Annotated in this window: 21 protein-coding genes; 10 read left to right on the forward strand and 11 right to left on the reverse strand. The window is 66.9% G+C overall.

Annotated elements, in window-relative coordinates:
- Positions 1-2: 2 nt before the first annotated feature.
- The 5 genes from CVA01_RS14915 to CVA01_RS07800 form a co-directional block, all read right to left on the reverse strand.
- Positions 3-149: a hypothetical protein gene (locus CVA01_RS14915; RefSeq protein ID WP_014009534.1), complete on the reverse strand. Its 147-nt coding sequence runs from the start codon at positions 147-149 to the stop codon at positions 3-5.
- A gap of 295 nt (positions 150-444) precedes the next feature.
- The gene (locus CVA01_RS15450; protein WP_280528066.1) at positions 445-573 is read right to left on the reverse strand and encodes a carboxymuconolactone decarboxylase family protein; all 129 of its coding nucleotides are present in this window, start codon (positions 571-573) and stop codon (positions 445-447) included.
- Positions 574-684: 111 nt separating this feature from the next.
- Positions 685-921 (reverse strand): carboxymuconolactone decarboxylase family protein, encoded by a 237-nt coding sequence (locus tag CVA01_RS15255; RefSeq protein WP_244938201.1) that lies wholly within the window; start codon positions 919-921, stop codon positions 685-687.
- Positions 918-1,922: a pirin family protein gene (locus tag CVA01_RS07795; protein WP_141329825.1), complete on the reverse strand. Its 1,005-nt coding sequence runs from the start codon at positions 1,920-1,922 to the stop codon at positions 918-920. The genes CVA01_RS15255 and CVA01_RS07795 overlap by 4 nt, the downstream gene beginning before the upstream one ends.
- Positions 1,923-1,930: 8 nt before the next feature.
- The gene (locus CVA01_RS07800; protein ID WP_141329827.1) at positions 1,931-3,592 is read right to left on the reverse strand and encodes a helix-turn-helix domain-containing protein; all 1,662 of its coding nucleotides are present in this window, start codon (positions 3,590-3,592) and stop codon (positions 1,931-1,933) included.
- Positions 3,593-3,701: 109 nt separating this feature from the next.
- Between CVA01_RS07800 and CVA01_RS07805 the strand changes: the two genes are divergently transcribed.
- Genes CVA01_RS07805 through CVA01_RS07815 form a run of 3 tightly spaced genes read left to right on the forward strand, consistent with a single transcriptional unit; the run spans position 3,702 to position 7,834 of the window.
- Complete coding sequence (locus CVA01_RS07805) at positions 3,702-4,808, forward strand: alcohol dehydrogenase catalytic domain-containing protein (protein ID WP_141329829.1); 1,107 nt, start codon at positions 3,702-3,704, stop codon at positions 4,806-4,808.
- Positions 4,809-4,818: 10 nt separating this feature from the next.
- Positions 4,819-6,345, forward strand: a complete 1,527-nt coding sequence (locus tag CVA01_RS07810) for a permease family protein (protein ID WP_218024562.1) — start codon at positions 4,819-4,821, stop codon at positions 6,343-6,345.
- A 10-nt stretch (positions 6,346-6,355) separates the two neighbouring features.
- The gene (locus CVA01_RS07815) at positions 6,356-7,834 is read left to right on the forward strand and encodes an NAD-dependent succinate-semialdehyde dehydrogenase (protein ID WP_141329831.1); all 1,479 of its coding nucleotides are present in this window, start codon (positions 6,356-6,358) and stop codon (positions 7,832-7,834) included.
- Between the two features lie 15 nt (positions 7,835-7,849).
- Here the strand turns inward: CVA01_RS07815 and CVA01_RS07820 are convergent, their stop codons facing one another.
- Both CVA01_RS07820 and CVA01_RS07825 read right to left on the reverse strand, forming a co-directional pair.
- Positions 7,850-8,647, reverse strand: a complete 798-nt coding sequence (locus CVA01_RS07820) for an SGNH/GDSL hydrolase family protein (RefSeq protein ID WP_244938202.1) — start codon at positions 8,645-8,647, stop codon at positions 7,850-7,852.
- Positions 8,629-9,729 carry a glycerate kinase gene (locus CVA01_RS07825; RefSeq protein WP_141329833.1) on the reverse strand — a complete coding sequence of 367 codons (1,101 nt, stop codon included), beginning with the start codon at positions 9,727-9,729 and terminating at the stop codon, positions 8,629-8,631. Before CVA01_RS07825 ends, CVA01_RS07820 begins: the two co-directional genes overlap by 19 nt.
- A gap of 70 nt (positions 9,730-9,799) precedes the next feature.
- Here CVA01_RS07825 and CVA01_RS07830 point away from each other — a divergent pair, with 70 nt between their 5' ends.
- Both CVA01_RS07830 and CVA01_RS07835 read left to right on the forward strand, forming a co-directional pair.
- The gene (locus tag CVA01_RS07830; protein WP_141329835.1) at positions 9,800-10,066 is read left to right on the forward strand and encodes a hypothetical protein; all 267 of its coding nucleotides are present in this window, start codon (positions 9,800-9,802) and stop codon (positions 10,064-10,066) included.
- A 34-nt stretch (positions 10,067-10,100) separates the two neighbouring features.
- Positions 10,101-11,090 carry a hypothetical protein gene (locus CVA01_RS07835; protein ID WP_141329837.1) on the forward strand — a complete coding sequence of 330 codons (990 nt, stop codon included), beginning with the start codon at positions 10,101-10,103 and terminating at the stop codon, positions 11,088-11,090.
- Here CVA01_RS07835 and CVA01_RS07840 read toward each other — a convergent pair.
- Positions 11,071-12,117: a Gfo/Idh/MocA family protein gene (locus CVA01_RS07840; RefSeq protein WP_141329839.1), complete on the reverse strand. Its 1,047-nt coding sequence runs from the start codon at positions 12,115-12,117 to the stop codon at positions 11,071-11,073. The two genes, CVA01_RS07835 and CVA01_RS07840, sit on opposite strands and share 20 nt — an antisense overlap.
- A 93-nt stretch (positions 12,118-12,210) precedes the next feature.
- Between CVA01_RS07840 and CVA01_RS15455 the strand changes: the two genes are divergently transcribed.
- Together CVA01_RS15455 and CVA01_RS07845 are read left to right on the forward strand one after the other, a co-directional pair.
- Entirely contained in the window at positions 12,211-12,336 is a 126-nt protein-coding gene (locus CVA01_RS15455) for a hypothetical protein (protein WP_280528067.1), read from the forward strand.
- 350 nt (positions 12,337-12,686) lie between these two features.
- On the forward strand, positions 12,687-13,694 hold the full coding sequence (locus CVA01_RS07845; protein WP_280528069.1) for a DUF726 domain-containing protein: 1,008 nt from the start codon (positions 12,687-12,689) through the stop codon (positions 13,692-13,694).
- A gap of 3 nt (positions 13,695-13,697) precedes the next feature.
- Here CVA01_RS07845 and CVA01_RS07850 read toward each other — a convergent pair whose 3' ends face one another.
- A complete protein-coding gene (locus CVA01_RS07850; protein ID WP_141329843.1) occupies positions 13,698-14,072 on the reverse strand; it encodes a GNAT family N-acetyltransferase in 375 nt (124 codons plus the stop codon).
- A gap of 172 nt (positions 14,073-14,244) precedes the next feature.
- Positions 14,245-15,051 (reverse strand): N-acetylmuramoyl-L-alanine amidase, encoded by an 807-nt coding sequence (locus CVA01_RS07855; protein WP_141329845.1) that lies wholly within the window; start codon positions 15,049-15,051, stop codon positions 14,245-14,247.
- 290 nt (positions 15,052-15,341) lie between these two features.
- Here CVA01_RS07855 and CVA01_RS07860 point away from each other — a divergent pair, with 290 nt between their 5' ends.
- The 3 genes from CVA01_RS07860 (at position 15,342) to CVA01_RS07870 (ending at position 18,856) form a co-directional block, all read left to right on the forward strand.
- On the forward strand, positions 15,342-15,692 hold the full coding sequence (locus tag CVA01_RS07860; RefSeq protein ID WP_141329847.1) for a hypothetical protein: 351 nt from the start codon (positions 15,342-15,344) through the stop codon (positions 15,690-15,692).
- Between the two features lie 12 nt (positions 15,693-15,704).
- Entirely contained in the window at positions 15,705-17,423 is a 1,719-nt protein-coding gene (locus CVA01_RS15260; protein ID WP_244938203.1) for a lipase family protein, read from the forward strand.
- A gap of 68 nt (positions 17,424-17,491) precedes the next feature.
- Entirely contained in the window at positions 17,492-18,856 is a 1,365-nt protein-coding gene (locus tag CVA01_RS07870; protein ID WP_141329849.1) for a dicarboxylate/amino acid:cation symporter, read from the forward strand.
- Here the strand turns inward: CVA01_RS07870 and CVA01_RS07875 are convergent, their stop codons facing one another.
- Positions 18,857-19,138 carry an antibiotic biosynthesis monooxygenase family protein gene (locus tag CVA01_RS07875; protein WP_141329851.1) on the reverse strand — a complete coding sequence of 94 codons (282 nt, stop codon included), beginning with the start codon at positions 19,136-19,138 and terminating at the stop codon, positions 18,857-18,859. It lies immediately after the preceding gene.
- Positions 19,139-19,279: the final 141 nt, after the last annotated feature.

Raw genomic sequence — 19,279 nt, forward strand, 5'->3', positions numbered from 1 at the left:
GACTAACTGAACAGGCGTCCGAAGAAGCCCTTATTCCGCCGCTCCTCCTCGAGGCGCTTGTTCTCCTCGTACTCTGGGAGCGCTTCCTCGTAGGCCTTCAACGTCTTCTGGGCCTTGATCAGGGCAGTGTCTCCCGGACGGACATCCACCTTCCGTGGTGTACATCGGGTCAGGCATGGCGCGAACCTCTCGTAGTCCCAGCACTCACATGGATACAAAGCGCCCCCAAGCTCATCGAACGCAGGGCAAGTCTTCTCGGCGCCCTTCTCATCGGCATAGTCCGCTGTAGGCGAGCTGACCCCAATGGAGGGGCTTCAGAACTGCGTCAGGCACGGATCCGGACCTCTGTGTCACAGAATGCCGGATTCGTGCCTGACGCAGATGTGCTGCACGATGGCGGACCATGGCTACCCTCCCCGATGACCCCGGACGCCCGACCTCCACCTATCCCCGTGTCGGCAGTGGCGGATGACCGGAGCCGATGGAGATCCGGTTGTAGGCGTTGATGAGCACCACCGCCCATTCCAGCGCCGCCACCTGCTCGGCGGTGAACTCAGTCAGAGCGGCCTCCACGGCGTCCTCCGCAGTAGTGCGTCCGGAACCGGGCTGCGGTTCTGTGAGTGCTTCAGCCAGGTACAGGGCGGCACGCTGCTGGGCGGAGAAGAACCCGGAGCTGTCCTGCCGTCAACTGGGCAGCAGATCCAGCATCCGCTGCTCCACCCCGGCCTTGCGCGCACCAGGAACATGGATGGACAGGCAGGTCGGACAGCCGTTGATCTGGGAGACCCACACATCCACCAGTTCAATGAGCGCCGGCGACAGTCCGGCGGCCTCGTAGGCCTCCTTGGCGACCCGGGTCGTGTTGTTCAGCGCCCGGTAGACGGCGGGCTGGGTCTTGTCGATATAGGGACGGTCGGTCACCGTGCATCCTTCGGTCGGTACGGGTCGTCACCGGGGCGGGCGACGGGGGCGGGGTTGGTCCGGGCGCGGACCGGCGTCTCCGGCATGACCGGGGCGGGCAGTCGGCGCTGCCCCTCCTGGTCGTGACCGACGTAGCCCTCGGTCACGCCGAAGCGTTCCGCCGCATGGTCGAGGTCGTTCCACTGCTCACGGTAGCTGCGGGTCTCCTCGTCCGAGCGGCCGACGAAGTTCCACCACATCACGACCTCCTCGGCGAACGGCTCGCCGCCGAGGAGGATCAGGCGTGCCTGCAGGTCGCCGGTGTTGACGAGGTGGAGGGTGGACGCCCCGGTGCCGGTGTAGCCGATCTCCGTGCGGGCGACCGGTGTCCCCTCCAGGGTGATCCTGCCGGTGTCCACGAGGACGCCGTGCTCGAAGCCGGGATCCACCACCAGGTCCACCGAGGCGCCGGGGTCAAGGCGGATCTCGGCGCCGACGAGCGGGGTGAAGGTGTGCACCGGGGAGGTCTCCCCGAGGAGGGAGCCGAGGAAGACCAGGGCCTCCCCACCGTCGAAGGACACCGTGTCCGGGACGTGGTGGTCGAAGCGGCGCGGGCCGTGCCGGGCGTCCTCCGGCAGGACGGTCCACAGCTGCACGCCGTGGAGGATGTCAGTCTCCTCGGTGGAGACCTCGGAGTGGCAGGTGCCGGCACCGGCGGTCATGAGGTTGACCTCGCCGGGGCGGACGACAGCGTGGACGTCCTGGGCGTCATCGTGCCGGATCTCGCCGGTGAACAGCCAGGTGACGGTCTGGAGCCCGGTGTGCGGGTGCGGCGCGACGTCCATCCCGCCGGTAGCGGCGACGTGGTCGGGACCGTAGTGGTCGCAGAAGCACCAGGCCCCGATGAGACTGCGGCGGCGTTGCGGCAGGGTGCGGTACACGGTCATCGCGCGGGGCCCGCCGAGCGGGACATCGCGGGCAGTGATGATCTCGACCGGCACAGCCTCACTTGTAGTTGACATGTCAACCACTATGCCTGGCGTTCCGACGCTCCGCCACCCCCGGGAGCCACCGTGTGCACCCGCAGCGCGAGCTGCAGGTCCAGCTTACGGGGCATCCGGTTCCAGTCCTCCCCCATCAACTCACCGATCCGGTCGAGCCGCTGCCGCACGGTGTTGCGGTGCACACCCAGCACCGTCGCCGTCCGGGCGACATTGCCGTCCGCCGAGAAGTACACGTCCGCGGTGCGCAGCAGGTCACTGTGGTGCGAGGAATCATAGGAGGTCAGCGGCGTGAGGTCCGCGATCAGACTGGTCGGCAGACCGCCGGACGCCCCCAGGTGCAGCACCGCAGCGACCACTCCCAGCCCCGTACCGTCGGACAACCCGGTCCGCCCCAGCGACACCTGTGCGGACAGCGCCAGCTCGGCGGTCCGGTGGGCGTCCGGCAGATCCGTCGGCGCGTCCACCCAGGTCATCCCGCCACGCAGCGTCCAGCCGCGCGGGGCGAACAGCGACGGCAGGGCGTCCACCCAGCGTTCGTCACCGGAGATGACGCAGATATGCCCCTCGTGCGGGGCGACGATCACCGGGGAGGGTGAGGACGCCGACAGCGCCCGCACCACCCGGTCGACCACCGGATCCGGGGTCTCCAGCACAAGGACACACCACCGTTCCACCTGGTGGAGCCACCATTCCTCCAGCACACTGCGGGCACCCGCGGCGTCCAGAGTTCCGTCGATCAGGGCACTCACCGCCTCGGTGCCGTCGCGCAGTTCCACGGCCTCGCGCGCCCGGGTGAGCATCATCCACAACGCGACGTGCAGGCTGACGCGCTCCAGCACCGCCTGCTCCGCCTCATTGAGGGACCGGTCGGTGAGCAGATGACCGAACTGCTGGCCGGCGGCGGTGACGGTGACAAAGGTCCCGTCGGTCCGGTCAGGCAGAGTCCGGTCCGTGGAGGACGCCAACCTGCGCGTCCCCGTGAGATCAGTCAACCACAGGTCGCAGCCGAGCGCCTGGGCACCGATGGCGAGCAGCGAGGACGACGGCAGCTCCGAGGTGACGGCCTCGACGAGGCGTCGGTCCAGGTCGAGACTGCGGGAGAGTTCGGCGATGTCGGTGTCGCTGCGCTCGCCGCGATGGTCAACGTCGGACTCGACCAGCGCCATGAGCTGTTCATGACGCTGGGCGTTGTCGATGGCGACCGCCGCCTGGTCAGCGAGTGATTCGAGGCGGTCGACCTCGGTGTCGCTGAACTCGCGCGGACTACGGAAGGCGATGAGCAGCGCACCGATGACGCGTCCCGCCACACTCAGCGGGGCGCCGAGCAGGGCGCGCACCCCCTCCCCCTCGACGATCTCGTCGATCGGTCCCATGTGGTGCAGCTTCTCGTCAGTGCGGTAGTCGGAGGTCCAGTAGGACGCGTGCCCGATCGCGACGCGACCGAGGACGCCGGTACCCAGCGGCTGGCGGATCGACGCGTACTCACCGGTGCGCACGCCGTCAGTCTTCCGGATCACCGTCTCGTTGCTGTCGAAGTCGGTGAAGCTGACGTAGGCCATGTCGGCGTCCATCAGCCCGCGAGTGTGCCGGACGACCACCTGGAGAGTGGATTCTGTGTCGCGGAGCTCGGTGAGCTGGGTTCCGGACTGGAGTCGGCGGTGGAGCCACCCTTCGTTGTTGTCACTCATGCACATATTCTCTGTGATTTACGGATGAATTGCCACTTTCGACCTCCTCATCACCTCTCTACTGTGATTCAGCGAACAATGATCTTGACACTCCAGAGAGGTAACAATCATGAGGATCACCGGAGCAGTGCTCGAGGAGATCGGACGTCAGCGGCCATACGCAGAGTCCGCCCCCATTACTGTCAGCGAACTCGAGCTCACCGCCCCCGGCCCCACCGAGGTGCTCGTCAAGGTCGAGGCCGCCGGCCTCTGCCACTCCGACCTCTCCGTGGTTGACGGCAACCGGCCCCGCCCTGTGCCCATGTTGCTCGGCCACGAGGCTGCTGGACTGGTCGTCTCCACCGGCGACGAGGTCACCGATCTGGCCGAGGGCGAGCGCGTCACGATGGCGTTCCTGCCCCGCTGTGGTGAGTGCGACGGTTGCAGGACTGACGGTCGCCTACCCTGCGAGCGCGGCACCGCGTCCAACACCGCCGGCACGCTGCTCCACGGTTCCCGCCACCTGGACCGCGACGGCGAAACGGTCCAGCACCACCTCGGCGTGTCCGGCTTCGCCACCTACGCCGTGGTCGACCGGGCGTCCCTGGTGAAGATCGGCAACGACGTCCCGCCGGAGATCGCCGCCGTCCTCGGCTGCGCGGTCCTCACCGGCGGAGGTGCCCTGCTCAATGCGGTGGACCGCGCCGAGGGCGAGTCCGTCATGGTCGTCGGACTCGGCGGCGTCGGCATCTCCGCGCTGCTCTGCGCCATCGCCGAGGCCAAGGGGCCGGTCATCGCCGTCGATGCCCTGCCCGAGAAGCTGGAACTGGCCCGCGACCTCGGCGCAGATGAGGTCTACACCCCGACCGAGGTCGTCGAGCAGGGCATCCGGGCGTCCCACACGCTGGAATGCGCCGGTCACCCGCGCGCCTTCGAGACCGCTTTCGCCGCAACGAAGCCGGGAGGACGCACGGTCACTGTCGGACTTCCGCACCCGGAGGCGAAGTCCGAGGTGTCTCCTGCCGTCATCACAGGCGAAGCCCGAACCATCATCGGCAGCTACCTCGGTTCCGCTGTCCCGCAGCGTGACATCCCGACCTTCGCCGACTGGTGGCGCTCCGGGAAGCTCCCCATCGAGAAGCTGATCTCCCGAACCATCCGACTTGACCAGATCAACGATGCCATGGATGAACTTGCCGACGGCAAGGCCGTCCGCCAGGTCATTCTCTTCAACTAGGACGCCGATCATGCCAAGAACCTACGCAAAGGCCTGGAAAGCGGGCCCGTTCCGGGTCAACCTCCCCGGCGTCCATTACCGCCTTGAGTGGCAGGACTACACCCAAGGTCTCGTCATGTGCGCGGTCGACCTCAGCGCAATCCCCCTGATGACTGAGATGCTCGGCATGCCTTTCGAGGCTGCGCTGGCGATCGTCATCCTCAACGGGCTGCTCTACCTGATCCACCACCTGCTCGGCGACCCGGTAGTTCCCGGCTGGATCACGCCCGCGATCCCGCTTCTCATGCTGTACCTGGAAGACTACGACATGGATGAGCGGGTCCATGCGCTCATTGCCTTCCAGCTTGTCCTGGGAGTGCTGAGCATATTCCTGGGCGCCACGGGATTAGCGTCCAAGATCGTGCGACTGGTACCCAATGCACTGCGCGCCGGAATCGTGGTCGGCGCCGGAATCGCCGCGATCCAGGGACTTTTTGTTGAGGGCGGACGCTTCGAGACCTTCCCCTGGGCCATCACGATCTGCGTCGGCCTCGCATTCTTCCTGTTGTACTCCCGTCTCTTCCAGTCCTGGCAGCTGAAGTACGCCTGGGCTCGATTTGTCGGCAACCTGGGCATCCTGCCCGCCATGCTGTCCGCGATCATCGTCGCTCCCCTGTTTGGCGAGGCACCGTGGCCGTCCCTGGACTGGGGCTTCTCGGCACCGGACTTCGGCACCCTGTACAGCGAGTACACCGTCTTCGGTCTCGGTCTTCCCCCTGCCTCGATGTTCCTCGCAGCGATCCCCACGGTCCTCGCCGCCTACATCGTCGTATTCGGCGACGTCCTGCAGACCCGGGCCGTCCTCGACGAAGCCAACGAAGTCCGAACCGATCAGAAGATCGAGTACGACGAGAACCGGTCCCACCTCCTCTTCGGTGCCCGTAACACCGTGATGAGCGTCGCCGGCCCGGATACCGCAATGTGTGGCCCGCTGTGGGCGGCAATGACCGTGACCACCACCGAGCGGTACAAAAAGGGGCCCCGGGCGATGCAGTCCATCTTCAGTGGGGTCGGGTCCTTCCGATGGGGGACGAATACCGCTCTGTGGCTGCTGCCGATCGTTTCCCTCGTTGAACCGATTCTCGGTGTTGCGCTGGCACTGACCCTGTTCATCCAGGGCTTCGTCTCCATCAAGGTCGGCATCCTCGAGACCCGGTCCCGCACCGAGCTTGGGGTGGCCGGCGTCATCGCCGCAATCCTCGCCTCCGAAGGTGCAAGCTGGGGCGTCGGCGCCGGAATCGTCCTCTGCCTCATCTTCTTCGCGAAGGACTTCTTCCGTGGCGAGGATGACGGTGTCTTCTCCGGTGCCCCCTCCCGCGGCTCCGTTGCCGAGGAGACCGTCACATGGGCGGAGCAGGATGGACCGACCGCCGCCCCCGCCCGACCTGTCGTCTCGACCACGCCTAGTCTTGAACCTGATATGACCGAGGCCGCAGCTGACACGCCAAGCGGTTCGGGCCCCACCGAATCCGATGACCCCACCAAGAACACGAAATAGGACAACACACATGACTGACTCCTCAACCATCTCCTCCATCCTCGCGAACGTCCCCACCGGCCTGCTCATCAACGGCGAGTGGCGCGACTCCTCCGACGGCGCCACCTTCGACGTCGAGAACCCCGCCACCGAGGAACACCTCGCCACCCTCGCCTCCGCCACCAGCGAGGACGCCCTCGCCGCCCTCGACGCCGCAGCCGCCGTCCAGGACGAGTGGGCGCGCACCTCCCCGCGCTCCCGTTCCGAGATCCTCCGCAAGGCCTTCGAACTGGTCACCGAGCGCAAGGACACCTTCGCCACCCTCATGACCCTGGAGATGGGCAAGCCGCTGGCCGAGGCCTACGGCGAGGTCACCTACGGTGCCGAGTACCTGCGCTGGTTCGCCGAGGAGACCGTCCGCCACTACGGCCGCCACACCGTCGTCCCGGAGGGCACCCTCCAGATGACCACCCGCAACAAGCCGGTCGGCCCCTGCCTGCTGATCACCCCGTGGAACTTCCCGCTGGCGATGGCCACCCGCAAGGTCGCCCCGGCGATTGCCGCCGGCTGCACCATGGTCCTCAAGCCTGCGAAGCTGACCCCGCTGACCTCCCAGTACTTCGCGCAGACCATGCTGGACGCCGGACTCCCGGCCGGTGTTCTCAATGTCGTCTCCTCGAAGTCCGCGTCCTCCATCTCCTCCCCGCTGATGGCAGACTCCCGCCTGCGCAAGGTCTCCTTCACCGGCTCCACCCCGGTCGGCGTCACCCTGCTCAAGGCCGCGGCCGACAACGTGCTGCGCACCTCCATGGAGCTCGGCGGCAACGCCCCGGTCATCGTCTTCGAGGACGCCGACATCGACGTCGCCGTCGAGGGTGCGATGGCCGCCAAGATGCGCAACGGTGGCGAGGCCTGCACCGCCGGCAACCGCATTCTCGTCCACGAGTCGATCGTCGAGGAGTTCACCGAGAAGTTCGCCGCCAAGGTCGCCGAGCTCAAGATCGGCAACGGTATGGACGAGGGCGTCAACGTCGGCGCCATGGTCGAGGCCAAGGCCGTCACCAACCTCGAGTCCCTGGTGGAGGACGCCGTCGCCGCCGGTGGCCGCGCCATCGTCGGTGGTACCCCGGTCAAGGGCAAGGGCCACTTCTTCGCCCCGACCGTCATCGTGGACGCCCCGACGTCGGCACGCGTCTTCCGCGAGGAGATCTTCGGGCCGATCGCCCCGATCTTCACCTTCTCCACCGAGGAGGAGGCCATCGCGATGGGCAACGACACCGAGTTCGGCCTGGCGTCCTACGTCTTCTCCCAGGATCCGGCGCGCATGTACCGTCTCGCCGACGGCCTGGAGTTCGGCCTCATGGGCTGGAACTCGGGCGTGATCTCGAACGCCGCTGCCCCGTTCGGTGGCGTCAAGCAGTCCGGTCTGGGCCGCGAGGGTGCCGCCGAGGGCATCGCCGAGTACTCCACCATCCAGTACGTCGGCCAGCGCGACCCCTACGCGGTCTAGTCTGATCCGCTCCGGTCAGCCCCAGAGCTCCTCGATGCGCGCCTTCACGGCTGCGGCGAGGAGCTCATTGGTTCTCGTGGTGAGGTGCACTCCCCCGGCGAAGATGTAGGTCTGGTCGGCGTCCGGGGCGACAAGACTCTCCGTGTCGCACCAGGCCGCGCCCGGAACGGCGCAGGCGTCCTCCCCCGCCCCGTGCGTGAAACCGTAGGACGCCGGGTCCGTCACCATCCCGTTGACCGCGCCGAAGGTGTCGAAGACACCGATACGGTCGTCGTCACCGAAGCGCTCGGCGAGCCCCTGCAGCAGGGACTGGTTGTACGACAGGGTGCGGTCGTGGATGCCCAGGTGGGCGTCGGTGTCCGTGCCTCCGAAAGCGGGTGTCGCGGCGAGATCGAAGAGGGTGAAGACAAGGATCTTCTGTGCTCCGGCGTCGAGCAGCCGTCCGATCTGGTCGACCTCGGCGGCGGTCACAGCAGCAGTCTCAGCGCCGGAGAGCACGTCATTGGTGCCGGCGAAGACGGTGACGAGCTGGTCGGGACTGATCTCGTCGTACTCCGCGAGGAAGTCGTCGATCTGCCCGGTGATCCCGTCGATCCTCGCGCCGCCGACGGCGTAGTTCAGCCCGTCCGGGTCGACGAGCTGTGCCCAGATCTCCCCGGGCATGGTGGTGTAGCGCATCCCGTCGGAGCCGTCGTCAGTGAGACTGTCACCGAAGAACACGCTGGTGGCCTGTCCCTCGTCATTGCTGCCGCCACTGCTGCAGCCGGCGAGCAGCAGGGACGCCAGCAGGAGCATCACCGCGCGGCGAGCCATGACGCCACCGCCTTCCGTAGGCTGTCTGCGGCGTTGACCAGATTCTCCTCCAGCGAGGACGCCGGGTCACTGATCGGGATGGTGTCGATGAAGATCCCCGGGACCGGGGACTCTGCGGTGGCGTCCACCCGTCCGCCGAAGGCCAAGACCGGTACGTTGCCCGCGGAATGCGCGACCCGAGCAGGAGCTTTGCCGTACCCGGTCTGTGCGTCGATCGTCCCTTCCCCGGTGAGCACGAAGTCGGCGTCCGCGACCTTGCTGCGGAAGTCGACGAGGTCAAGCAGCAGGTCGGCCCCGGAGCGCATCTCGGCATGCAGGACGCTGAGCAGTGCGGCACCGACCCCACCGGCGGCCCCTGCTCCGGGAGTGTCGCGGATCGTCGTACTGTCTGTGCCGGTGTGGTCGGCGAGCAGGCCAGCCCAGTGGTGCAAGGCCTTGTCCAGCTCCGGGATGTCCTCGTCGGTCGCACCCTTCTGCGGGCCGAAGACGGCGGCGGCACCGGTCGGGCCACAGAGCGGATTGTCGACGTCACCGGCGATGACGACCTGGATGTCATTCCAGCGGGGGTCACGCTCTCCGGTGATACGGGCGGCGTGGCGCAGGTCTGCGGGTTCGCCGGCGGCGTCCACCGCAGTGACACCGAGGGCGGCGAGCAGGCCGAGTCCGCCGTCAGTGGTGACCGAGCCACCGAGGCCGATGATGAGTTTCTGCGGTGCGGTGTCCAGTGCGGCGTTGAGAAGTTGACCGACGCCGCGGGTGTCGGCGGCCCAGATGTCGCGGTGTTCGGGTGCGACGAGGTGGATCCCGGCGGCCTCGGCGAGCTCGACGACGGCGGTGGTGCCGTCACCGCACCAGTGCGCCTCGACCGGATCACCGAGTGGACCGGTGACGGTGGTGGTGCGTTCCTCCAAGTCAAGGGCGGCGGCGAAGGCGTGGGCGGTGCCCTCGCCACCGTCTGCCATCGGAATCTCGATGATCTCGGCGTCCGGCAGGATGTCTCGGACACCGGCTGCCATCGCTGTGCAGGCCTCGACGGCGGTAAGGGACTCCTTGAAGGAGTCCGGGGCGATCACGATTCTCATCGAACACCTGTTCTTATTGGATGGTGGAGGCCGACGGTGTTGTCCTTTCCGGAGTTTAACGTCTCTGACCATGGACACCACCGCACACACCCTGTTCTCCCTGATCACCTCACCGACCTTGCCGGAGGACTTCTCCGAGAACCTGGATGCCGCGATCCTCCGCGAGCGGGCCGCCGACCGCGACATGGACACCGGCCCGGACCGCACACCAGCACAGGAGGAGGTGACCACGGTCTCCGGGATGACTGCCGGGCAGGAGCACGCCTTCGAGCTCTTCCTCCTCCGACCATCGACCAGGCGTCGGCGCGAGGAACCGCCGGACTCGGCGGCCGCCTGAGACAGGCACAGTCACGGCCCCTAGGATGGCCGCCATGAACGACGCCAGACTCGACCTCGCCTTCACCGGACCCGACCACGACCGCGCCGAGGAGATCTTCACCGCCCTGACCAGGACGCCGGTCGACGACATCAACCCGGAGGCACTGGATCTGCTGCTGCAGACCGCCGCCGGCAGCGTCGACCAGATCCGCGCTGTCGAGATGACGGATGCGTTCCTGCAGCCCCCGGTCATCGACGACAACGGCCTGATCGTCGCCGTCGGTGCCCAGGGCATGGAGCCACGCCAGCTGTTCGTTGAGGCTCCCGGTGAGCTGCTCGACGAGCTCCGGGCACTGCCGCGGACCACAGTCACCGGCGCGTGGATCCAGGCCGTGCTCGCGCTGCACAGCGTCGACGCCTTCGCCACCGAGGAAGTCGACCGGATCGTCCTGCACAGTGTCGCCGCGGCCGTACTCGACCAACTCGCCGCGGAGGGACGCGAAGCGCAGGCACAGGTCATCGACATCACCGACGAGAGTGACGGTGCCGAAGCCGGCGACCGGGGGCGCATCGTGGAGGTTCGCCGCTCCTGGCGCGACCACGGTCACCTCGACATCGACCAGGGCGTGATCACCGCACTGTTCGCCCTGGCGGTGCAGGTCTTCACCGAGGCACTGGCCGAGCACGGTGCCGAGGCGATCCTGCTGCCCTACGAGGTCGCCGGCAATGACCTCGCCGCCGGCTACACGACCCTGGAGAACCTGGAGACCACCGGCATCGCGAAGACGACGATGATCTCCCCGACGGACGCCACAGTGTCCGGACGGCTGACCGGACTGACCGGCGGCAACGCCAACCTGGCCAATGCCCTGTGGTTCGACATCCTCGCCGCCGCGGCCGACCACCTCGGACAGACCGGGACCACCACCCCGGAGATCGCGGCGAAGATCCTGGACGTGACCGGCGACTGCCTGGCCGCCACCGAGCTGGTGGAGGCCGGCGGGGCGAGCGGTTCCGGGGAGGCTACTGAGCCGACTGCGTGAAGGCCTTCTCAAGGATCTCGAGGCAGTAGACCGCGTCCGAGGGATCCACCGGTGCGGGACCGGAGCCCTCGATCGCGTCCGCCAGAAGTCGGTAGAACTCGGAGTAGTTCCCCTTCTCAGCAGGCACGGTCCGCTGCTCGAGACCGGCCCAGCGCGTCCCCCATCTGCTCTGGGGAACGACGCCCAGGTCCGGATCACCGGGGCGCATGCCTGAGAGCAACTGCAGTTCCTGGGGGTCCAGGCCCCAGCTCGTGAAGCCGGCCTCGGAGCCCAGGACATGGAACCGGGGTGCGGGTCCCGGCGCGACCGCGTTCATCCACAGCTGTGATCGGACTCCGGACTCGTGGTGCAGGGCGATGAAGGCGTCGTCCTCGGCAGTGACCTGTTCACGGCGGGTGTCTATCTCGGAGTAGACGTCGGCGACGGGGCCGAAGAGCTGCACGGCCTGGTCGATGAGGTGGGCGCCGAGGTCGTAGACGATGCCGCCGCCCTCGCCGCGGACACTGGTGGTCTTCCAGGTTGCGCCGCCGGCGGAAGCGGAGCCCTGCTCCGGCTTCCACCTCTCGAACCGGGACTCGAAGCGGCGGACCTCCCCCAGTTCGCCGGCGTCGATGAGCTTCTTCAGGGTGAGGAAGTCCCCGTCCCACCGACGGTTCTGGAAAACGGTGAGGACCTTGCCGACCTGTTCAGCCTTGGTGACCAGGGCACGGCCGTCCTCTGAGGTGACGGCGAAGGGTTTGTCGACGACGACATGCAGGCCAACCCCCAGGGCGCGTCCCGCCAGATCGGAGTGGGTACCGCTCGGGGTTCCGATGACCACCAGGTCGAAGTCGTCCGCCCGGTCGAAGACCAGGTGGACCGAGTCCAGGACCTCCACCTCGGGGTACTCCGCTGTGGCCTGGTCGCGACGACCAGGGTTGCCGGTCACCACCGCGGCCAGCTCGAACGCAGGATTCGCGGCGATGAAGGGGGCGTGGAAGATCCGGCCGGACAGACCGAACCCGAGGACAGCTGTACGAATGGTCATGGGGCCACTGTAGTTACCGGTGACACAGGTAATCAGGGTGCACCCGGTACGTCACGAACGTAACTTCAACGGTCGTTCTGGCGATAAAATGACATGTCTGGCGGCGCACTTCTGCACGTCACCTTTCACCTGGAGAAAGAAGCACAGTTGCACCCGGTCGATGACGTCATCACCTTCACTGCGCCCGATGACAGTGGCCACTTCACCTGTGAGATCTAGTCCCCCAAGGGCCGTTCACTCAAGGTGTTCGGCAATCTCCACGATCCGGAGCCGACGGTGACCGGTGATGCGGAGCTGACCCGGAACCGCGCTATCGCCCAGAATCTCTGGACCGCGGCCAGTGGGTATGTCCAGGGCCTCGCGATCGAGGAGGCTGAGAGCGAAGACGACGCAGCGAGTGCCGAGCTCGTGAAAAGCTACGAGACTGCGGCACGCGCCTCAGCGAAGACGGCGAAGAAGACATCCCCAGTTTCGAACGCTCCGCCGAGACTATCGCCGACCTCTCCGACTGGGAGTCGCTCGTCCAGTTCGACAAGCCTGATCTGGCGAAGCTCACCACCCGCGCCTCGATTGGTGTGGCAGCTGTCGGCGGTGCAGCCGGTGTCGCCTTCCTCGCCGCACCGGTCATCGGCGGACTCATCGGTGCCCAGGTCCTCGGATACTCCGGCGCTGCGGCCACCAATGCTGGTCTGGCAGCCCTCGGTGGTGGTTCTGTCGCCGCCGGTGGTCTGGGCATGGCCGGCGGCACCTACGTTGTCGCCACCGCAGGTGGACTGCTCGGCGGTGTCTACGGTGACCGCATTCTCGGCAGTTACATCGGTGCCGACAAGTCCTTCCGCATCGAGAAGATCGGCGACGGTGCCGGTGTCCCTGTCGTCATCGCCCGCGGGTTCCTCAACGAGAAGAACCCGGAATGGTACAAGGCCGTGCGTGCGGTGAAGAAGCTCTACCCGGATTCCCCCGTCTACGAACTGAACTGGGGAAGCAAGGAACTCAAACATCTGGGCGCTGTCGCAGGCACGCAAGCGGTCGGACAGGTTGGTAAGAAAGCTCTGCTGAAGACAGTCGGACGCGCCGGCAAAGTCATGGCGAAGAAAGCCGCACCGATCGCACCTACGCTTGCTGCGGGCAGCCTGCTCAAGAACCCATGGCACACCGCGGTCAACCGGGCAAACCAGACGGGCACCGCTCTGGCCGCACTGCTGGCCAAGACCGAGCAGAAGGAATTCGTCCTCGTCGGGCACAGTCTCGGCGGCCGGGTCATGGTGACTGCGGCAACAGCGATGGCCGGTTTCGGAGCAGCACCGAAGATCCGGGACATCCACCTGATGGGCGCTGCGATCGGAGGCAAGCGGAACTGGCGTCCCCTCAGTGAGGCGGTGAACGGGACGGTGAATAACTACCACTCCGCCAAAGACCCTGTCCTGAAGTACTTGTACTCGACCGCGCAGTTCGGTCAGTCCGCAGTCGGTCGCGTCGGGTTCCACTCGCAGTACCCCAACATCGTCGACCACAACGTGTCCGAGATAGTCAGCAACCACGGTGAGTACTACGACAATGTCGAACTGGTCGACTGACCCCTACCCCTGGTTCGCGACCCACTCCTGAACCTCATCAGTCGCGGGTGCGGCCTTGCCCTGCCAGTTGTTCTTCTCGATCCAGTGGGCGACATAGGAGCACAACGGAATGACGGTGAGATTCTGCGCCGCGGCGTCCGCCAGAGCCTTGTCGACCAGGATGCCGGCCAGACCGCGCCCCCCGTACGCCTCGTCGACCACGGTGTGGTGGAAGACCCGCTCCGCACCGTCCTCACCGGGACGGTCGAGGTAGTGCGCCTTCCCGGCGGGATTGACCTCTCCCTCGACGAAGATGCCGTAGGCGTCCTCGCCCGGCAGGTAACGGACCTCCACGGCGTTGCCTTCGCGGTCGGTGAGCTGGTCGGTGGTGTCTGTCATGTGATGGTCCTCGTTCCCTCGGTGTCCTCAGGCAGTGCCGGTGCGTTCCGGAACGAACGCATACCCTAACGAGGGTACATTCCCTGTTCATCGGGAGACACCCCCGCCGCGGCCTCCGGCTCACTTTCGGTGCACAGCAGGTGCCCCTCACGGGTGTGGCCACCGTGTCCTTCTACAGTGACCCCGCGGACCCTGCCACCGCACACTGCGGTGAGGCCGTCAGGCCGGCGAGGATCCCGGCGGACAGCCCGTCGACGTAGCGGGCCTTCTCTGCCGTGCTGATGCCGTGGGCCCCACCGCCGGTCGCACTGCCGAACTCGTTGTAGACCCACGGGGTGTCCGCGATCAGCGAGATGACCGGCAGATTCCCGCCCCACAACCCTTCCCGACCGTCGAAGCTGAGATCCGTGACCGGCACGCCACGCAGCTCCGCGACCGAGCGGGCACCTGCCATCATGGTGGAGAAGCGTTGCGACTCCGCGGCGGTGGTGACGTCCCCGAAGGTCACCGTGGTCCGCTGCCCGTCGGCGCCTTCGCCGGTACGGAAACCGCCCACCCGCTGCGGATACACCGCGGAGCCGTCCGCCCCAGGCGTGGTGTGGATCGACACACCCATCACCGCGTCCCCGGCTGCCGCACGGTCGACCCGGTCCCGGTAGCTGACATTGTCGTCGATGGCGTCCTTGAGCAGGACCGCTCCGAACCCGGCAGCCTCCACGCGGTCGCGGACAGCACGGGCGATCTCGAGGGCGTCCGCGTCCTCCTGCCCGTTCGGGTAGTCCGCCATGAGGACGCCCGTCACCGGGTCGAAGGTGTTCGTCGCTACCCCGTTGTGCCCCGGATCCAGTGCGACGGTGCAGGGTACCGCCCCGCCGGACGAGAAGACGGACGACCCCGGGAGATCAGCACCTTCTGCGGTCGCGGATCCGACAGCTATGACAGCGGTGAAGACGCCCACCGTAATCCTCAGGAAACTCATGGAGTCGAGAATACCTGTGACTGACGTGAACAGAGTGACGGAGGTTAACGATCGTGACCTTGATTCACCCGAATCCCCGGCGACCCCTGCACCGACCCCGTAGCGTCCGATGCGCCCGGACAGGCACGTCGGACCTCGCCGCACCGTCGTTCTGGGCTCCTGTCCGCCCAGCCCTTTCTGTCCCCGGGAGAATCCTGTGCCCCTGCACTCTGTCCCCGGGAGAATCCTGTGCCCCTGCACCTGCCCCAAGTCTTTCCGGACGTCGCGTCACAGCCACGCTGATGGCGTCGATGACAGCTGCCACCCTCGCGATGCCCGCCGCCACGGCCACCGACCGCGATGTGGAGACCTGGGCCGGGGCGTCCTGCCCGGTCACCACCGACGGGCCGCTCACCGGTGACGCAGCCGCACTGCACGAGACCTGGCTGCGTCGCGTCACCGACACCGCCGGCATCGACCTGGACGCCTGGGCCCCACGGGCCGGTGTCGCGGCGAACACCGCCAACCTGGAGCGCAGCTACGACCGCTACCTCGCCTTCCAACGTGACCACCGTGAACTGCAGTGGGCCGGCATGGGCGAGCTCCCCGGCGCCGACTTCGGTGGAGGGTTGCTCGACATGGACATCATGGCGACCGTCTAACGGATCAACGGCGTGCAGCCGCTCGCCCAGCAGATCGTGGCCGGCATCCGCGACGCCGCCGGTCAGGACGCCGTAGACCAACTCCCCTCCGGACTGCGCGCCCTGGCCACCATGCCGGAGCTGACCTCCTCGGACATGGACTACATCATCGGCGAAATCCTCGTGATGCAGAAGGCCATCTTCTGCGACCTCATGCCGATGCACCAGGCCTACGTCGACGGCGGACTGCCCGCCCTGCAGGAGATGGCGGACGCCGGCGTCTTCGGACCGGAGATCATCGACGCCTGGCGCGACATCGCCTCCGGCGAGCCTGCCCGCATCGCCGCCGGTAATGAGGTGTTTCTGCACCGCGAACAGCTCACCGTCATCGGCGAGCGGTGGGACGCTGTGCGCACCTACCGAGGCAACCTCGGCGAGGCCCTGACCTACGCCACGACCATGGTCGGCTCGCCGTCGGTGGGCGGGGTCCAGCCGATGCGGTCGTGGCGTCCGATCCACTTCACCCGGCAACTCGCCGGTGGGAAGACCGCACAGGTCACCGTGCCGCTGCCGGACTGGGACTGGTCGAACTTCGATGAGCGGTGGGACTACATCACCGACCAGCTGCTGCCCGGCTACACCGACCAGGTCGACAATCACTGGGACACCCTCTCCACCCAGCTCAACACCCCGATGGCACTGCAGATGCAGCTGCACCGACCGCTTGCCAACCTCGGTGCGATCGCCGAGGAGATGGACGGCACCCAGTCGATCAGCAGGGGCATCCTCATGGTCCCCGACGACGGCCGCGACGACGCCACCCGTCCCGTCATCGGATACCAGGAGGCCAATGACTCGGTCGGTGCCCGCTGCCACCCGTCGACCCAGTGGACCGGGTCGAACCCCATGGACGGGTCCTCCTGGTCAGCGCTCGGCCCGCTGGCGATGATGTTCGACCGCGGCTGGGCGGTGATGATCAGCGACGTCGGCAATGACGCCCAGGAATCGCCGCGCGGCGCCTTCGCCGGGAAGTACGCGGCGCACACCCTGCTTGACGGGGTGCTCTCGGCGATGCAACTGGAGGACGCGGGCCTCGACCCGCAGGCCCCGGTAGGGATCTTCGGCATCGCCGGTGGTGGTGTCGGGGCAGGATTCGCGGCCGAGAGGGCGGCGTCCTACGCTCCGGAGCTCAATATCCGCGGATCGGCACTGGAGGGCATGGTCGTCGACCAGCGCAACTTCTTTCGCGGCTCGGACGGGTCGCTGGGCTCCGGTTTCGTCTTCGCCACCCTGCTGGGTCCGGAGCCGAAGTACCCGGAGATGGACCTCAACTCCCACCTCACTCCCCTGGGCCGGCAGATCGCAGACTGGTACCGCGGCGAGTGCCAGACCCCCGCGTACTTCTCGATGCCCTTCGTCCCACTGTCCGCGCTGTTCACCGCGGGGATCCCGCCGGCGGACATCCCCGAGTTCCAGCACGTCTACGATGACAACCTGCTCGGCGCCGAGGGTGCGTCCCCGGAGGCGCCCGTGTTGATCGCTTCCTGCGTCGCCGACGATTCGCCGATGTCGCTGGTGCCGGCGGCGGACGCCCGCAACCTGGCCGACCGCTACCGTGCCGGTGGCACCCCGGTGAGCTACCAACCGACGGACTGCTCGATGACGCGGTTCGTCACGGACATCTACGGCTGGGGCACGGACCTGTTCGGCATGCAGACGGTGAGCTGGTTGGAGGCGCAGTTGAAGGAGTGAGCAGGACTGTCACTCCGTCGACACAGCACAGAAACCTCCTGAAACACCCGGCACCTAACCTCCGCGGAATGACACAGGAGAATCCCACACCCCTGCCCCACGGCGACGCACCACAGTCCTTCGCCACGACCGGTCCCGGACGAGTCTGGCTCGCGCTACGCCACCCTGCCGTCCTCATCGGCCTGGGAGCCATCGCCGGCATCATCGCCGGACTGATCCTCGGCGACTGGGCCGCGAACCTGCAGTTCATCGGCGACAGGTTCATCCGCCTGATCCAGATGTCCATCGTGCCGCTGGTCATGGCGTCCGTCATCGTCGCCACCGGGTCGATGACCGGGGCCGGCACCGGACGACTGGCCGCACGCACCTTCGGCTGGATGCTCGGGTTCTCCGCCCTGGCCGCCGTCGTCGCCTGGGGGCTCGGTGGCCTGTTCCGCCCCGGCGACGGCATGGTCTTCGAGGGTGAACTCGACCCGACACTTCAGGAGGAGGCGGACAAGACCGAGGGCTGGCAGGACACCCTGCTGAACTTCGTGTCCACCAACGTCGTCGAGGCGATGGCCAACGCCGACATGCTGCCGATCATCGTCTTCTCGCTGATCTTCGGCGTGGCGCTTAACAGCTGGATGGCGAAGACAGGCAACCGCGCGCTTCTCGGCCTGTTCGAGGGGATTCAGAACGTGGTGCTGCTGATGATCCAGTACGTCATGTACGTCGCCCCGATCGGCGTGTTCTGCCTGCTGGCGTCCCTCACCGGTGAACAGGGCCTGTCGGTCGTCACCTCGGCGCTGTCGTACCTCGGGGTCACCGCGCTCGGCGTCCTCATCCTCATGGTCGCGTTCCTGGTGGTCATCTGGCTGAAGACCCGCCTGAACGTGGTCAAGCTCGGAGCGAAGCTCGCCGAGCAGACCGTCATCGCGGTGACGACGACGAGCTCCGCCGTCACCTTCCCCACGGTGCTGCGCAACACGGTCGAGAAGGTCGGTGTGAGCCAGCGCGTCGCGAACTTCACCCTGTCGATCGGCCTGACGATGGGATCTTACGGCGCGGTGCTCAACTACATGATCGTCATCATGTTCCTCGCCCAGGCCGGCGGCGTGGACCTCAGCGCCGGGGACATCGTGCTCGGTGTGTTCCTGTCGATCATGCTGAACATGGGCACGATCACGGTGCCGGGCGGGTTCCCGGTGGTGGCGATGTTCCTGGCGTCCTCCCTGGATCTGCCGGTCGAGGCCGTCGGCCTGCTCATCGCGGTGGACTGGTTCACCGGCATCCTGCGCACCTTCCTCAACGTCAACGGCGACACCTTCGTCGCCATGCTCGTCGCGCACGATGAGAAGGAGATCGACCACGACGTCTACCACGGACGTTCCACTGTCACAGCGGAGATGGACGAGGACCTGCTGGAGGACGCTGCACGGTCGGACGACTGATTACCCCAGGTCGACGACCTCGAAGCCCAACGGCTCGACGGACAGGCCCTCGCCGGTGTCCTCGCGCTCGGCACGGGCGTCCATCCGCTTCTGGTAGGACGCCTCATCCGCCCAGCGTGTGATGACGAAGTAGCTCTTCCCGCCGGAGACGGGACGGAGCATCTCGAAGCCTTCAAAGCCCTCGAACTTGTCGACGTTCTGGTGGCGGTGGGCGAACCGTTCCTCGATCTCGCTCTCCATGCCTGCCGGATAGCTGAGGACCACGATACTGACGAAGGCCATAATCCTTCACTCCTTGATTCTGAGCTGGTTGTCACCTCTGATCTTATGAGGTCCGACCACTCGGTCAAGGGATCTCACCCGTTCGTGGGTGAGGGTCGGCTACCCCACTCCGAACCATGCACATCATGACTGGTGCGCGTC

It is taken from the genome of Corynebacterium variabile, from assembly GCF_006539825.1.
In the GTDB taxonomy this organism is placed as follows: domain Bacteria; phylum Actinomycetota; class Actinomycetes; order Mycobacteriales; family Mycobacteriaceae; genus Corynebacterium; species Corynebacterium variabile.

Bases quoted from the DNA above. Each gene is read 5' to 3' on its own strand.
- CVA01_RS07795 (WP_141329825.1), bottom strand. From the start codon at position 1,922: ATGTCAACTACAAGTGAGGCTGTGCCGGTCGAGATCATCACTGCCCGC.
- CVA01_RS07800 (WP_141329827.1), bottom strand. From the start codon at position 3,592: ATGAGTGACAACAACGAAGGGTGGCTCCACCGCCGACTCCAGTCCGGA.
- CVA01_RS07805 (WP_141329829.1), top strand. From the start codon at position 3,702: ATGAGGATCACCGGAGCAGTGCTCGAGGAGATCGGACGTCAGCGGCCA.
- CVA01_RS07810 (WP_218024562.1), top strand. From the start codon at position 4,819: ATGCCAAGAACCTACGCAAAGGCCTGGAAAGCGGGCCCGTTCCGGGTC.
- CVA01_RS07815 (WP_141329831.1), top strand. From the start codon at position 6,356: ATGACTGACTCCTCAACCATCTCCTCCATCCTCGCGAACGTCCCCACC.
- CVA01_RS07820 (WP_244938202.1), bottom strand. From the start codon at position 8,647: ATGGCTCGCCGCGCGGTGATGCTCCTGCTGGCGTCCCTGCTGCTCGCC.
- CVA01_RS07825 (WP_141329833.1), bottom strand. From the start codon at position 9,729: ATGAGAATCGTGATCGCCCCGGACTCCTTCAAGGAGTCCCTTACCGCC.
- CVA01_RS07830 (WP_141329835.1), top strand. From the start codon at position 9,800: ATGGACACCACCGCACACACCCTGTTCTCCCTGATCACCTCACCGACC.
- CVA01_RS07835 (WP_141329837.1), top strand. From the start codon at position 10,101: ATGAACGACGCCAGACTCGACCTCGCCTTCACCGGACCCGACCACGAC.
- CVA01_RS07840 (WP_141329839.1), bottom strand. From the start codon at position 12,117: ATGACCATTCGTACAGCTGTCCTCGGGTTCGGTCTGTCCGGCCGGATC.
- CVA01_RS15455 (WP_280528067.1), top strand. From the start codon at position 12,211: ATGTCTGGCGGCGCACTTCTGCACGTCACCTTTCACCTGGAGAAAGAA.
- CVA01_RS07850 (WP_141329843.1), bottom strand. From the start codon at position 14,072: ATGACAGACACCACCGACCAGCTCACCGACCGCGAAGGCAACGCCGTG.
- CVA01_RS07855 (WP_141329845.1), bottom strand. From the start codon at position 15,051: ATGAGTTTCCTGAGGATTACGGTGGGCGTCTTCACCGCTGTCATAGCT.
- CVA01_RS07860 (WP_141329847.1), top strand. From the start codon at position 15,342: ATGACAGCTGCCACCCTCGCGATGCCCGCCGCCACGGCCACCGACCGC.
- CVA01_RS07870 (WP_141329849.1), top strand. From the start codon at position 17,492: ATGACACAGGAGAATCCCACACCCCTGCCCCACGGCGACGCACCACAG.
- CVA01_RS07875 (WP_141329851.1), bottom strand. From the start codon at position 19,138: ATGGCCTTCGTCAGTATCGTGGTCCTCAGCTATCCGGCAGGCATGGAG.